Annotated in this window: 11 protein-coding genes; 2 read left to right on the forward strand and 9 right to left on the reverse strand. The window is 73.4% G+C overall.

Annotated features, from left to right (window positions below; genetic code table 11):
* Nucleotides 1-144: 144 nt before the first annotated feature.
* Nucleotides 145-993, forward strand: a complete 849-nt coding sequence (locus tag AACH11_RS07795) for an SIR2 family NAD-dependent protein deacylase (RefSeq protein WP_341373646.1) — start codon at nt 145-147, stop codon at nt 991-993.
* Between the two features lie 89 nt (nt 994-1,082).
* On the opposite strand, the gene AACH11_RS07800 is transcribed toward AACH11_RS07795, so the two are convergent.
* Genes AACH11_RS07800 through AACH11_RS07820 form a run of 5 tightly spaced genes read right to left on the reverse strand, consistent with a single transcriptional unit; the run spans nt 1,083 to nt 5,829 of the window.
* Nucleotides 1,083-2,600: an aldehyde dehydrogenase family protein gene (locus tag AACH11_RS07800; protein WP_341373647.1), complete on the reverse strand. Its 1,518-nt coding sequence runs from the start codon at nt 2,598-2,600 to the stop codon at nt 1,083-1,085.
* Nucleotides 2,597-3,055, reverse strand: a complete 459-nt coding sequence (locus tag AACH11_RS07805) for a YybH family protein (RefSeq protein ID WP_341373648.1) — start codon at nt 3,053-3,055, stop codon at nt 2,597-2,599. The genes AACH11_RS07800 and AACH11_RS07805 overlap by 4 nt, the downstream gene beginning before the upstream one ends.
* A complete protein-coding gene (locus AACH11_RS07810) occupies nt 3,055-4,554 on the reverse strand; it encodes a purine-cytosine permease family protein (protein WP_341373649.1) in 1,500 nt (499 codons plus the stop codon). Before AACH11_RS07810 ends, AACH11_RS07805 begins: the two co-directional genes overlap by 1 nt.
* Nucleotides 4,554-5,579 carry an agmatinase gene (speB, locus tag AACH11_RS07815; RefSeq protein WP_341373650.1) on the reverse strand — a complete coding sequence of 342 codons (1,026 nt, stop codon included), beginning with the start codon at nt 5,577-5,579 and terminating at the stop codon, nt 4,554-4,556. Before speB ends, AACH11_RS07810 begins: the two co-directional genes overlap by 1 nt.
* Nucleotides 5,580-5,634: 55 nt before the next feature.
* Nucleotides 5,635-5,829: a hypothetical protein gene (locus tag AACH11_RS07820; protein ID WP_341373651.1), complete on the reverse strand. Its 195-nt coding sequence runs from the start codon at nt 5,827-5,829 to the stop codon at nt 5,635-5,637.
* Here AACH11_RS07820 and AACH11_RS07825 point away from each other — a divergent pair.
* Nucleotides 5,816-6,751, forward strand: a complete 936-nt coding sequence (locus AACH11_RS07825) for a LysR family transcriptional regulator (RefSeq protein WP_341373652.1) — start codon at nt 5,816-5,818, stop codon at nt 6,749-6,751. The genes AACH11_RS07820 and AACH11_RS07825 overlap by 14 nt on opposite strands.
* A 25-nt stretch (nt 6,752-6,776) precedes the next feature.
* Here the strand turns inward: AACH11_RS07825 and AACH11_RS07830 are convergent, their stop codons facing one another.
* The 4 genes from AACH11_RS07830 to AACH11_RS07845 form a co-directional block, all read right to left on the reverse strand.
* Entirely contained in the window at nt 6,777-7,238 is a 462-nt protein-coding gene (locus tag AACH11_RS07830; RefSeq protein WP_341373653.1) for a methyltransferase family protein, read from the reverse strand.
* Nucleotides 7,239-7,358: 120 nt separating this feature from the next.
* Complete coding sequence (locus AACH11_RS07835; protein ID WP_341373654.1) at nt 7,359-9,122, reverse strand: tannase/feruloyl esterase family alpha/beta hydrolase; 1,764 nt, start codon at nt 9,120-9,122, stop codon at nt 7,359-7,361.
* A 253-nt stretch (nt 9,123-9,375) separates the two neighbouring features.
* Nucleotides 9,376-11,964, reverse strand: a complete 2,589-nt coding sequence (locus AACH11_RS07840; RefSeq protein ID WP_341373655.1) for a fused MFS/spermidine synthase — start codon at nt 11,962-11,964, stop codon at nt 9,376-9,378.
* 103 nt (nt 11,965-12,067) lie between these two features.
* Entirely contained in the window at nt 12,068-12,721 is a 654-nt protein-coding gene (locus tag AACH11_RS07845; RefSeq protein WP_341373656.1) for a TIGR02466 family protein, read from the reverse strand.
* Nucleotides 12,722-12,751: the final 30 nt, after the last annotated feature.

The following is a 12,751-nucleotide window of genomic DNA, read 5'->3' on the forward strand; positions in this document are numbered from 1 at the left end:
GGCACGGCCCAGGGCCATCGGGCCCGCCCGTCCACATCCGGTGAGCGGGCGAGGCCCACGGAATGACCCGCATCATCAGGTGCGGTCGAGCGGTAGCGGCCAGATCGGGCATCATCGCCCGGTCCCGATCACCCGCCGCCGCCGATGGATCCTGACGACATCGTCCGCGCCGCCCGGCTCGTCGCCGAGGCCGGCAGCCTCATCATCGCCGCCGGCGCCGGCATGGGCGTGGACTCCGGTCTGCCCGATTTCCGCGGCGCCCAGGGCTTCTGGCGTGCCTACCCCGCATTGGGCGCGTCCGGTCTGCGCTTCGAGCAGGTGGCCTCGCCGGCCACCTTCGCCCGCGATCCGCAGCTGGCCTGGGGCTTCTACGGCCACCGGCTGGCGCTCTACCGCGCCACGCCGCCACACGCCGGCCACCGCCTGCTGCTGGACTGGGCCGCGCGCGGCCGCCGGCCGCTGACGGTGTTCACCAGCAATGTCGACGGCGCCTTCCAGCGCGCCGGCTTCGACCCGCAGACGCTGCACGAATGCCACGGCACCATCGACTGGCTGCAGTGCACCGAGCCCTGCAGCGACGCGATCTGGCCGGCCGACGCGCTGCAGCCCGACATCGACCCCACGCGCTGCCGCTGGCGCGGCGAGGTGCCGACCTGCCCGCACTGCGGCGCCGTGGCCCGGCCCAACATCCTGATGTTCGGCGACGGCCGCTGGCTGCCGGCCCGCACCGATGCGCAGGACGCACGGCAGCGCGACTGGCTGGCCCGCCAGGCCCGCCGCCCGCTGGTCATCGAGCTGGGCGCGGGCCTGGCCGTGCCCACCGTGCGCCACTTCAGCGCGATGATGGTGCGCCGCGGCGCCACGCTGCTGCGCATCAACCTGCGCGAGCCCGAGGTCAGGCCGGGCGATGGCCTGGGCCTGGGGGCTGGCGCCCTGGAGGCGCTGCAGGCGATCGACCGGGTGCTGCGCGGGACGGCGGGGCCATCCGGCTGAGTTCTGGTCATGCAGGATGGCCCCTGAGCCCGTTGGGAAGGCGGCATCGGCGCAGCGCGCCGACGGCCAGATCGACACCTCGGCCGGCCTCAGCCCGGTGCGATCACGTGCCGAAGTTCCTGGTAGGCCTGCAGGCCCCAGGGCCCCAGTTCACGCCCCAGGCCGCTGTGCTTGAAGCCGCCCCAGCCGGTCTGCGGAAAGATCAGCTGCGGCGTGTTGATCCACACGGTGCCGACCTGCAGCGTGTCGGCCAGCCGCCGGGCACGCGTCGCATCACCACCGACCACCGTCGCCACCAGGCCGTGATCGCTGTCGTTGGCCAGCGCGGCGGCCTCGTCGTCGCGGTCGAAGGACTGCAGGCAGGCCACCGGGCCGAAGATCTCCTCATCCCACAGGGCAGGCACCGCGCGCGCATCGGTGAACACCGTGGCTGGCAAGGCCCAGCCGGTGTCGGACCCGACGCCTGCCGCGCCCTCACCGACCGCCGGCACCACGCCGCACAGCAGACGGGCGCCCGCGGCCCGGCCGGCCGCGATGCGCGCGCACACGGTCGCGTGCTGGCGCGCACTGATCAGCGGGCCCAGCGTGGTGGCCACGTCATCGGCCGGGCCGCGGCGCAGCGCCCGGGCCGCGGCGACGAAGGCCTCGGTGAAGCGCGAGACCAGCGGCCGCGCGACGCAGATGCGGGCCGTGGCCGAGCACATCTGGCCGGCGTTCCAGAAGGCACCGCCGATGGCCAGCTCGACGGCCCGGTCCAGATCGGCATCGTCCAGCACGATCAGCGAGGACTTGCCGCCCAACTCCAGGCTGACGCGCGTCATGCGCGGCCCGCAGGCCGCCAGCACCTGCTGGCCGACCGCATTGCTGCCGGTGAACGACACCTTGGCCACGCCGCGGTGGGCGACCAGGGCCCGACCGGTGGCCGCACCGCCGCACACCAGGTTGACCACACCCGGCGGCAGACCGCTGTCGGCGATCAGCCGCTGCAGCGCGCATTCGGCCAGCGGCGTCAGCTCGGACGGCTTGAGCACGACGGTGCAGCCGGCGGCCAGGGCCGGCGCCAGCTTCCAGGCCGTGGTCACCAACGGAAAATTCCAGGGCACGATCAGCGCGGCCACGCCCAGGGGCACCCGCGCCAGCCGGGCGTCGACGCCGGCCTCCGGCAAGGCCACCATCTGCTCGTCCAGCCCCTGGCCGCTGGCGCACAGACCGGCGTAGTAGCGGAAGGTGGCGATGGTGTCGGCCACATCGGCCTCGGCCTCATGGCGCGGCTTGCCGTTGTTGCGCTGCTGAAGCGCGACGAGCATCGGCTGCGCCGCGGCGACGGCCTCGGCGATGCGCGCCAGCGCCTGGCCACGCTCGGCCGCGGAGGTGGCCCGCCAGTGCGCACCGGCACGCGCCGCCGCCTGCACCGCCGCATCGACCTGGGCCGCCGAAGCCTCGGCCAGCCACGCGATCCGGGCACGGCTGACCGGGTCATGCACCGGCAGGCGGGCACCCTCGCCGAGCGACCAGACGCCATCGATCAGCACGCCCGGGATGGGCGCATCCGGATCGACGGCGAGGGCCGCGGAGCTGGGCACATCCCGTGACGGCACGGCGCTCATGGCTGCGCCTCCGCAGCCGGCGCGGCGCCCGCGGGCAGCGGCGACAGATGCTCGTGCACCGCGCGCCAGCGGCCGTCCGGAGCGCGCTGGAAGACGATGGTCTCGCGCTCGTCCAGCACGCAGGGGCCGTCGGGGCCGGCCACCCGCGTGCGCACCTGGTGGTGGAAGATCGCGACGTCGCCGAGCACCCGCACCTGGCGCGCGGTGGAGCGGCAGTCGAGGATGCGCAGGCCATCGACCTGCTCCCAGTGCGCCCACAAGCGGCGATAGGCATCGCGGTCGTCCAGCACCTCGGGATGGGCGTGGAAGATGAAGCTGGCCTGCGGGTCGAAGGCGTCGAAATAGGCCTCGGTGTCATGGGCGGCGAAGGCGCGCACCAGGCGCTCGGCGGCAGCCAGGACGGCGTGTTCCGTGGCCTGCGCCGCGGCGTGGTCGGTCGTCGGATCCGTGGACATCATTCAGCCTCGATCGGGGCGATGGGTGCGGCGCTGCAGGGCACGCCGCGCGGGCCGGCCGGCCCGTAGACAGCGCGCGGCTCGGGCCAGGCCCACAGCAGCGCCGGGTAGATCAGGGCCGGCAGCAGCAGGGCCACCGGCAGCGAGAGGTCGATTCCGCCGGCCCATTCGCCGGCCCAGCCGACGAACTGGCCCGGGATGTTGACGGTCGCCAGCGCGATGGCCGCCGACGGCAGCCAGGCCGCCATGCCGCGCAGGTTCCAGCCCCCGTGGAACCAGTAGGCGCCGCCCTTCTGACGCCGGGTGAAGACCTGCAGGTCGTCGGCCTGGTAGTGGCCGCGGCGCGTCAGGAAGCCGATCAACATGATCACCATCCACGGCGTCGTCATGACGATGATGAGGGTCACGAAGGTGGTGATGGCGCCCACCAGATCGAAGACGAAGCGGCCGATGAAGATCAGCGCGATGGCCAGCAGGCCGACCAGCAGGGTGGCGCGCGGCCGGCTCAGCCGCGGAAACACGCTGGAGAAATCCAGCCCGGTGCCATACAGCGATGTCGTGCCGGTGGACATGCCGCCGACCAGCGCCAGCAGCAGCAGCGGCACGAAGTAGCCGGCGGGCGTGATGGCCAGCAGGCCGCCGGTGTAGTTGGCCTGGGCCAGGTGATCGGGCGACTTCACCGCGACGATGCTGGCCGTCATCAGGCCGAAGACGAAGGGCACCAAGGTCAGCAGTTGGCCACCGAGCGTGGCCAGGACCAGGCGATGGCGCGGCGTGCGCGGCGGCAGGTAGCGCGACCAGTCGCCGAGAAAGGCGCCGAAGGACACCGGGTTGGACAGCGCGATCAACGCCGAACCGGTGAAAGCCGCCCAGAAGCCGGGCACGCCCGGCGCCAGAGCCGCACCGCCGGCATAGGCCGGGTCGAAGTCCGGCGCGAAGGCGACGAAGCCGGCCAGGAACAGCGGCGTGGCCGCCAGCACCGCCACCTTGTTGACCCACAGCATGAAGCGGAAGCCGTAGAGGCAGACCACCAGCACCGCGGCGGCGAACAGCGCGTAGGCGCCCGCCTGCAGCGCCGGACTCTCGGCCACGCCGGTCAGCCGGTGCAAGGTGCCCACCAGCGCGTCACCGCTGGACCAGACGCTGATCGAGAAGAAGGCCACTGCCGTCAGCAGGCTGAGAAAGGAGCCCACCACCCGCCCGACGACGCCGAAATGCGCGCCCGAGGACACCGCGTTGTTGGTGCCGGTGACGGGACCGAACAGCGCCATCGGCGACAGGATCAGCGCACCGAGCGCGACGCCCAGCACCGTGGCCGCCAGCGCGTGCCAGAACGACAGGCCGAACAGGATAGGGAAGGAGCCCAGCACCGCGGTGGCCAGGGTGTTGGCGCCGCCCCACTGCAGGCGCATGAAGTCGAACACCGACGCGTCGCGGTGCGCGAGCGGGATCGGCTCGACACCGTAGGGCTCGACCGTGGTCAGTTCGTCGCGGGCCATCACACGGCCTCCTGCGGCCGGCTGGACGTAGCCTGCGGCGCGGGCGGCACCGCCCCCGGCATCACGCACAACATCTCGTACGCCAGATTGGCCCCCAGCAGCGCGGTGATCCCGCCGCTGTCGTAGGGTGGCGAGACCTCGACCACGTCGGCGCCCACCAGCGCCAGGCCCTGGGCGCCGCGCACGATCTCGAGCGCCTGCGGCACGGTCAGGCCGCCGACCTCGGGCGTGCCGGTGCCCGGCGCGCAGGACGGGTCGACGCCGTCGATGTCGAAGCTCAGGTAGACCGGCCCCGCGCCCATCTGCGCGCGCACCTCGTTCATCAGCGGCGCCAGCGAGCGGCCCCAGCAGTCCTCGACCTGCACCACGCGGAAGCCCTGGCGGCGGCACCAGTCGAAGTCCTCGGCCGCGTAGCCGGTGCCGCGCAGGCCGATCTGCACCGTGCGCCGCGGATCGATCAGGCCCTCTTCCAGCGCGCGGCGGAAGGTGGTGCCGTGGGCGATCTTCTGGCCGAACATGGTGTCGTTGACGTCGGCATGGGCGTCGACATGGATCAGGCCGACCGGCCCGTGGCGGCGCGTGATGGCCCTCAGGATGGGCAGCGTGATGGTGTGGTCGCCGCCGAGGGTGATCGGCCGGCAGCCGGCGTCGACCACCTGGCGCAGGCCGGCCTCGATGCGGGCCACGGCGTCGGCCAGGTCGTAGGGATTGGTGGCGATGTCGCCGAGATCGGCCACGCGCAGGTGGTCGAAGGGGGCGGCACGGGTGGCCATGTTGTAGGGCCGCAGCAGCACCGATTCGGCGCGGATCTGGCGCGGGCCGAAGCGGGTGCCCGCGCGGTGCGAGGTGCCGATGTCCAGCGGCACGCCGAGGAAGCCGACATCGAGCGTGGCCGGATCGCTGACCAGCGGCAGCCGCATCATGGTGGCGATGCCGCCGAAGCGCGGCATGTCGTTGCCGCCCAGCGGCTGGTGGCGGGGCGCCGGCGCATCGGACGCAGGCGCGGTGAAGCAGGAGGGATTCATGTCGGATCCGGGCGATGGGCGGGGAAGACGGCAGGCGCGGCCGGCTCGGGCCTGTTCAGCCGTCGGTGCAGCGCATGGCCGGCATCTTGCGCAGCCCGGGCATCGGCATCCATGCCGATGTGCGCATGTCCACATCGATCCGGATCGATGTGAAATCGGGTTTGTCCGGGCGCCGATGCGGGGGACCGCCGACAGCCGATCGCCGACCATCGACCACCGCCCGCACCTGACCCACCATGCTCCAGCTCACCACCGACCTCGACCTGCGGCTGATCCGCGTCTTCCTGGCCATCGTCGATGCCGGCGGGCTGTCGGCGGCGCAGGCCACGCTGGAGGTCGGCCAGTCCACGCTCAGCGCCCAGTTGTCGACGCTGGAGACGCGGCTGGGCTTTCGCCTGTGCGAGCGCGGCCGCGGCGGCTTCCGCCTGACGCCCAAGGGCGAGCGCTTCGAGCCGCTGGCGCGCCAGCTGTGCGCAACGCTGGCCGACTTCAGCGCCCAGGCGCGCGACATGGACCGGCGGCTGGTCGGCTCGCTGGCCATCGGCCTGATCGGCCATGCGCCGATGGCGCAGAACCTGCGCGTCGGCCGTGCCATCGCGCGCTTCCGCCAGCGCGACGAGGCGGTGCGCCTGACGCTGCGCGTGGGCGCCCCGGCCGAGCTGGAGGAGCAGCTGCTGTCAGGCCAGATCCAGCTGGCCATCGGCTACTTCTGGCACCGCGTGCCCAGCCTGGTCTACACGCCGGTGTGCATCGAGCGCCAGATCGCCTGCTGCGGCGCCAGCCACGCGCTGGCGCCGCAGGCCGCCGCCGGCACGGCCGTCGACGCCCCGGCGCTGGCCGAGGCCTCCTGGGCCTGGCGCAGCTATCCGGTGGCCGAGGCCCGCGCCGCGCTGCCCGGACGCGGGCCGGCCGGCGCCTCGGCCGTGGCCGACAACATGGAGGCGATGGCGGTGCTGATCCTCTCGGGCCACCACCTGGGCTACCTGCCGGAACACGTGGCACGGCCCTACATCGAGGCCGGGCTGATGCACGCACTCAACCCGGGCACGCTGCACTACGACGTCAGCCTGCACCTGGTCAGCCGCCGCCGCGGCGCGCAGGACGAGATCACGCGGGCCTTTCTCGACGACCTGCGGGCGGTGCATCTGGAGCCCGAGGCCCGGCCGCGCTGAAGCGTGCCGACCCGGACGTGCCGGCTCAGACCCAGCGCCGCACCCGCGCGCAGTAGGCCTCGTAGTCGGCCCCGAAACGCAGACGCAGGTGCCGCTCCTCCGGCCGGATCTGGAAGCGCTGGATCCAGGCGACGAAGCCGGCCACCGCCAGCAGCGCGGCCGGCGCGCCCAGGTGCACGGCCCAGGCCGTCAGCAGCAGCGCCATGCCCACGTACATCGGGTTGCGCGTCCAGCGGTAGATGCCGCCGTCGACCAGCGCGCTGGCACGCTCGGGCCGCAGCGGGTTGACCGTGGTGCGGGCGCGGCGGAAGGCCCACACGCCGGACAGCTCGATCGCGAGGCCGGCCGCCACCAGGCCGAGGGCCAGCACCGTGCGCGCCTGCGGTGCCGCCTGCAGCACCGGCGTCCACAGGCTCAGCCACCAGCCGCCAACGCCCATCGACAAGGCCACCAGCGGTGGCGGGATCTTGAGTTCGAGCCAGGACATGGCGCCCCCTTGGTCTGCCGTGCTCTCGGGGATGAGGGCCGGATCGCGGGCAGTCTGCCATGGCCGGCCCCGGCGCCCGGGGCCACCCGGCCCGCGCACCATCGGCGCGCCAGCACCCGCTCAGCGGCAGCTGAAGCTCGCCGCGCTCTCCACGTCGCCGCTGCCTGAGTAACGCGCCACCTGGGGATACGGGCACAGCGGCCGGCTGCGGTTGGCCGACCAGCCGGCCGGCAGCTCGGTGTTGACGACGCCGCCGGCATTGCCGGCGCCACGGGCCGTGGCCACTACCGCCTCGGGCGCCCGGCCCTGCTCGACCCAGGCCACCAGCGGGCTCAGCAGATCGAACTGGTCGGTCGACGGGCCGCCGCTGCAATGGCCCATGCCGGGCACGCGGTAGAAACGGGCGAAGTCGGAGGCATCGCCGCCGTGGTTCGCGCGCAGGCCGTCGTACCAGGCCTGGGTGTCGCTGACCGAGAAGATCGCGTCGCTGACGCCGTGGTAGACCAGCACCTTGGCGCCGCGGGCGCGCACGGCGTCGAGCTTCGTCGGGTTCGGCGGCGTCATGAAGGCCATCGCCGATTCGGTGTAGGTGGCGTTGGTGGCGGTGATCTGGGCCACCATCTCGTCGACCGAGGCGGTCAGCGCCCAGCTGGCCAGATCGGTGGCCGAGCTGCTGCCGGCCAGCGGCGGCACCTTGAAGATCAGGCCGACGGCGCCCGAGTCGCGCTCCAGCGGCGCGGTGAACTCCCACGACGCGACACCGCTGGCGCCGTGGCCGGCATCCCACGGGAACGGGGCATAGATCAGCGCGCCCGCGGTGGTGCGCGGGCCGGCGAAGATCTGCGCCAGCACCGACTTCTGAGCGGTGCTCAGGCAGCTGCCGTCACGGCTGCCGCTGCAGGTGGGCACATCGGTGGCCAGGTTGAAGGCGGCCTGGCAGGCGGTGGTGTCCTGCACCAGGCCATCGGCCACGCCGTCGAGCGCATCGCACCTGGCCAGCACGGCCGAGGACACCAGCGCCCGCTCGGCGGCCGTCCAGGCGGTGGCCAGATTGGCGGCGGTGAGGCTGCCGGGGTCGTCGGAGATGCTGCGGTAGAGCTGCGCACCGGCGATGTTGGCCACCGCCGACTTCGGCAGGTTGTAGCCGGGTGCGCCGGCCAGATAACCGTCGTACTGATCGCCATAACGGGCGGCGGCCACCAGGGCGTGGCGCCCGCCGTTGGAGCAGCCGCCGTAGTACGAGCGGTCCGGCAGCTTGCCGTAGGCCGTGCGGATGACGGTCCTGGCCAGCGGCAGCAGCTTGGCCTCGGCCTGGTAGCCGTAGTCCAGACGGGCCTGCGGATCGATGCCGAAGGCCGGGCCGCCGACGGTGGCGTTGCTGTGGCCGGCGTCCGAGCTCATCACCGCGAAGCCCTGGGCCAGTGCGCCGGTCAGCGGGCCGCCGCCGAGTGCGCCGGCCGCGGCCAGCACCGAGCCATCGATGCCGCCGTTGCCCTGGTAGTAATAACGGCCATTCCAGGCCTTGGGCAGGCGCAGCTCGAAGCCGATGGCGTAGGACTTGCCGTCGACCGCGCTGGTGCGGCGGTACATCTCGCCGGTCAGGCGGCAGTGCTCGGGCGAGGTGACGCCACTGACCGCCGTGCCGGCCGCCACCGTGGTGACCGCGCTGATCGTGGTGTCGGCCAGCGTGCCCAGGCGCTCGGCCAGGGTCTCGCAGCTGCCGCTGAAGGTGGCGGGTTGGGCGGCGGACAGGCGCGGCAAGGTGGTCTCGCCATCGGCACCGCCGCAGCCGGCGAGCGCCGCGACGGTCAGCACGGACAGCGGCCAGCGATGCCGCGACAAGGGCGGACGGCACGCAGCGCGGGTTCGAACGGGCACGGACATCGGTGTCTCCAGCTGGGGTGAGGACGCCGCCGGCCGGACCCCCCGGTCCGACAGCGACGCCTCTTTTGATTAATGTTATTAACCTTAATCGCCCTGACATTCGAGCGAAAGCCGGGATTTCACCAATCCGTACATTCATGGGATTCAGCATCAGGCGGCCACGATGCGCCCGCGATCCGAGCCCGGGCCCCAGCCGGAGCACGGCCAGCCGCCTGCCGCTTCGGCGCCACAGGCGCGGGCTTCCGGCGCCGCCTCAGGGTGGATGCGGGACCGTGGCCGCGAGGGCATCCCGCAGGGCTCGCGCCGCCCCGGCATCGCGGGCCTGCAGCGCCTGGGCCATGTGCACCAGCGCACCACGGGCCGGCGAGAAGCCCGGGCTGCGCTGCAGCAGACCGAGCAGCGGCGCCTGCACCTGCGCCAGCATGCCCCTCACATCCGCGGTCGGGTGCACGTGCAGACCGAGCGCCAGATAGTCGTCGCGCACCGCCCACCAGGTGAGCAGATCCGCCGCCACTTCGGCGGGCAGGACCGCGGACGGCCGGTCCAGGGCCACGGTGCCCGAGCCCGCCGCCACATCGCCGAACAGCGCCGTCAGGCGCTGCGCACCCGCGGACTCACGCCGGGCGGACCAGTCCGTCAACCATCCCGCCAGACGTTCGCGCGGACTGGCCTGCGGCGCATAGGTCACGCGCAAGGCCTGCCAGGCCAGTTGTGGGCGATCATCGGTGTCCGGTGCCGCATCGCCGGCCAGCGCCCGCAGCGCATCGGCATCGGCCACCACCGAGCCGGCCACGTCCCAGACCGTGGTCAGGCCAGGGGCCTCGGCCGGCCGCGCTCCGGGCGCCCAGGCATCGCCCTCACGCAGGCGCTGCTGCAGGACAGCCCAGGCGGGCAGTGGCGCGGCATCCGCACCGCCGCCATCGACGCGGCCGACCAGGCCCAGCACCGGCGTGTCCAGGCTGTGGCTGGCCAGCACGGCCGCCGCGCGGGGGAACACGGTCATCCACGCCTGGACGATGCCCCTCAGGCTGTCGGTATCCAGTTGGTGCAAGGGCAGCCACTGCACGTACAGCCCGTCCGGCGCCAGCCGCGCACGCACCGCACGGAACTGCTCGACCGTGTAGAGCGCGGCGGTGCCGCTGCGCCCGGGATGCACGTTGTCGCCGATCACCAGGTCCCAACGCGTGCCGTCGTCGGTGCGCAGGCGGCGCCGGGCGTCGGCCACCTGCACCTGCAACCGGTCCTGCTGGGCGCGCTCGGCGGGCTGGGCGAACAGCGGCGCGGCAGCCACCACCTCGGGCAGCAGCTCGACCACCTCGACCCGGGCCTGCGGATCGGCCGCCGCCGCACGGGCCGTCACACCGGTGCCCAGGCCGATCATCAGCACCCGACGCGGCGCGGCATGCAGCAGCAGCGGCAACGCGGCCTGCCGGCCATCGACATGGCGGCTGACGTTGTCACCCTCCTGGGCGCGGCGGTTGATCTGCAGGCGACGCACGCCATCGGCATCCTCCAGCACACGGACCTCGCCCAGCGCGCCTTCGCGCCGCCACAGCACGGCGGTCGACTCATCGGGGCGGGGCAGGTCGGGCGCCAGCGCCACGGCCACGAGCGCGGCCAGGGCCAGTCCCGCCCAGCCCGCACGCGCCGGCCCGTGGCGCGCCAGCCAGGTCCCCGCCACCAGATAGCCCAGCAGCAGGCAGGCCGCCACGCGGCCGGCGCCGAAGGCCGGCAAGGCCCACAGGCCGATCAAGGGCGGCGCCAGCGCGGCGCCCGCCGTGTTGCAGCCAAAGACCCGGCCCAGCGACAGACCCCGCCGCTGGGCGGTCTCGGCCAGATGGCTGAACAGCGCACCCATCGCCGCCGTGGCCGGCGCGAAGGCCAGCCAGGCCGGCCAGGTCTCGGCCGCCAGCGCGGCGGCCAGCGGCTCGGCGCCACGCGCCTGCAACCAGTGCAGCGCACCGGTCTGCAGCGCATCGGCCTGCGCCAGCACGAGCGCACAGGCCAGCACGCCGGCAGCGGCCAGCAACCAGGGCGCACCGCGCAGGCGACCCTCGGCGGCAGGCGCGAACCGCTGCCACAGCACCGCGCCCGCGGCAGTGCCCATCAGGTAACAGGCCAGCAAGGCGGCCCAGGTGTAGAGCGTGTTCTCGGCCACGCGCGAGAGCACACGCACCGCCAGCACCTCGACGCCGATGCCCAGCAGGCCACTCCAGGCCAGCAGGCCGAGCAGCGCACGGTCGGCAGGCGCTGTGGCCCGCGCTGTGGCCCGCGCTGCGGATCGACGCTCCGGCAGCGGCACCTGTACGCCGGCCCGGGACCGCCAGAGCACCAGCCCCGCACAGGCCAGGTTCAACAGCGCACAGCAACGGGCCGTCTGCCGCAGTCCGAGCTCCGGCATCCACCAGCCCACGGCCAGCAGCACGCCGGCCAGCGCCCCGGCAGTGTTGGCCGCGTACAGGCCGGCCACCTGGCGGCCATCGGCCCCCAGCAGGCGGTCGAGGGCCGGCAACGCCAAGCCCATGGCCACGGTGGCCGGCAGCCACAGCAGCGTCAGCACGGCGAAGCCGCCGCCCCATTGCAGCGCCGGCGAGGCCTGCGAACCGAGGGCCTGCAGCAACCAGGGCGCCACCGCATCGACCCATCCGGGCGACAGCGCGGCCCAGAAGGCGATCAAGAGCTCGCACAGCACATAGGTGCGCAATGGACGCGCGCTGCGCGCCACCCATTCGCCGAAGGCCAGCGCACCCAGCGCCAGACCGGCCATGAAGGCGGTGACGACGGCCAGCACCGCGGCCGCCTCATGGCCCAGCAGGATGCCGGCCTGCTGGGTCCAGGCCATCTGGCAGCCCAGTGCCGAAGCGCCGGAGGCCGCACACACCCCGCGTGCGGTCCAGGCCGGCAGGCCTGACCGCGCCATCACGCTCCCCACGGCCGCGCCGACCTCACCCGGCGAAGCTGACGCGGTAGCCCCAGGAGTCCAGGTGCGTCGGGATCGCGTTGAAGGCCAGCGTGATGCGGCGCTCGCCCGCATTCGGCGGCACGGCGTGCATCAGATAGCTCGGGAACAGCAGCAGGTCCCCCGGCTGCGGCAGCGGGCTGACCCATTTGTCCGAGTGGTAGGCCCCCGTGTGCGTGGCCGCATGCTCGTTGCGGAAGATGAAGTCCGTGCCACCGGGCGACTTCATGAACACGGTGCAGCTGTCCGGATGGGTCGGCGTCAGGTAGAGCACGCCGGAGATGAAGCTGTTGGCATGGTTGTGCATCGCCTGCCGGCCACCGGCATCCAGCACATTGACCCACATTTCCTTGAGCGACCAGCCCAGCGTCTCGCCGAACATCAGCGCGCCGAACGGCGCCAGGTGGCGGGTCAGCAGACCGGCCACCTCGACGTACAGCGGGCTGTCCTGCGGGCGCAGCATCGCCGTATGTGACAGGTTGGGCGAGGAGCTGTTGGGCTGCACCGCCTGCGCACTGAAATGCGCGACCAGGGCGGCCACCAGCCCCGGCGGCAGCACACCCGGCACCCGGGCCACGGGCACCGGGAACAGGCCGTGCACCACCATCGCGGGAGCGCCCGCGCCGACCGGCACAGGCATCTCCACCGCTGCGACAGCCTGCTGCGCGTC

It is taken from the genome of Pseudaquabacterium rugosum, assembly GCF_038066575.1.
GTDB classification, from domain to species: Bacteria; Pseudomonadota; Gammaproteobacteria; order Burkholderiales; family Burkholderiaceae_C; genus Pseudaquabacterium; species Pseudaquabacterium rugosum.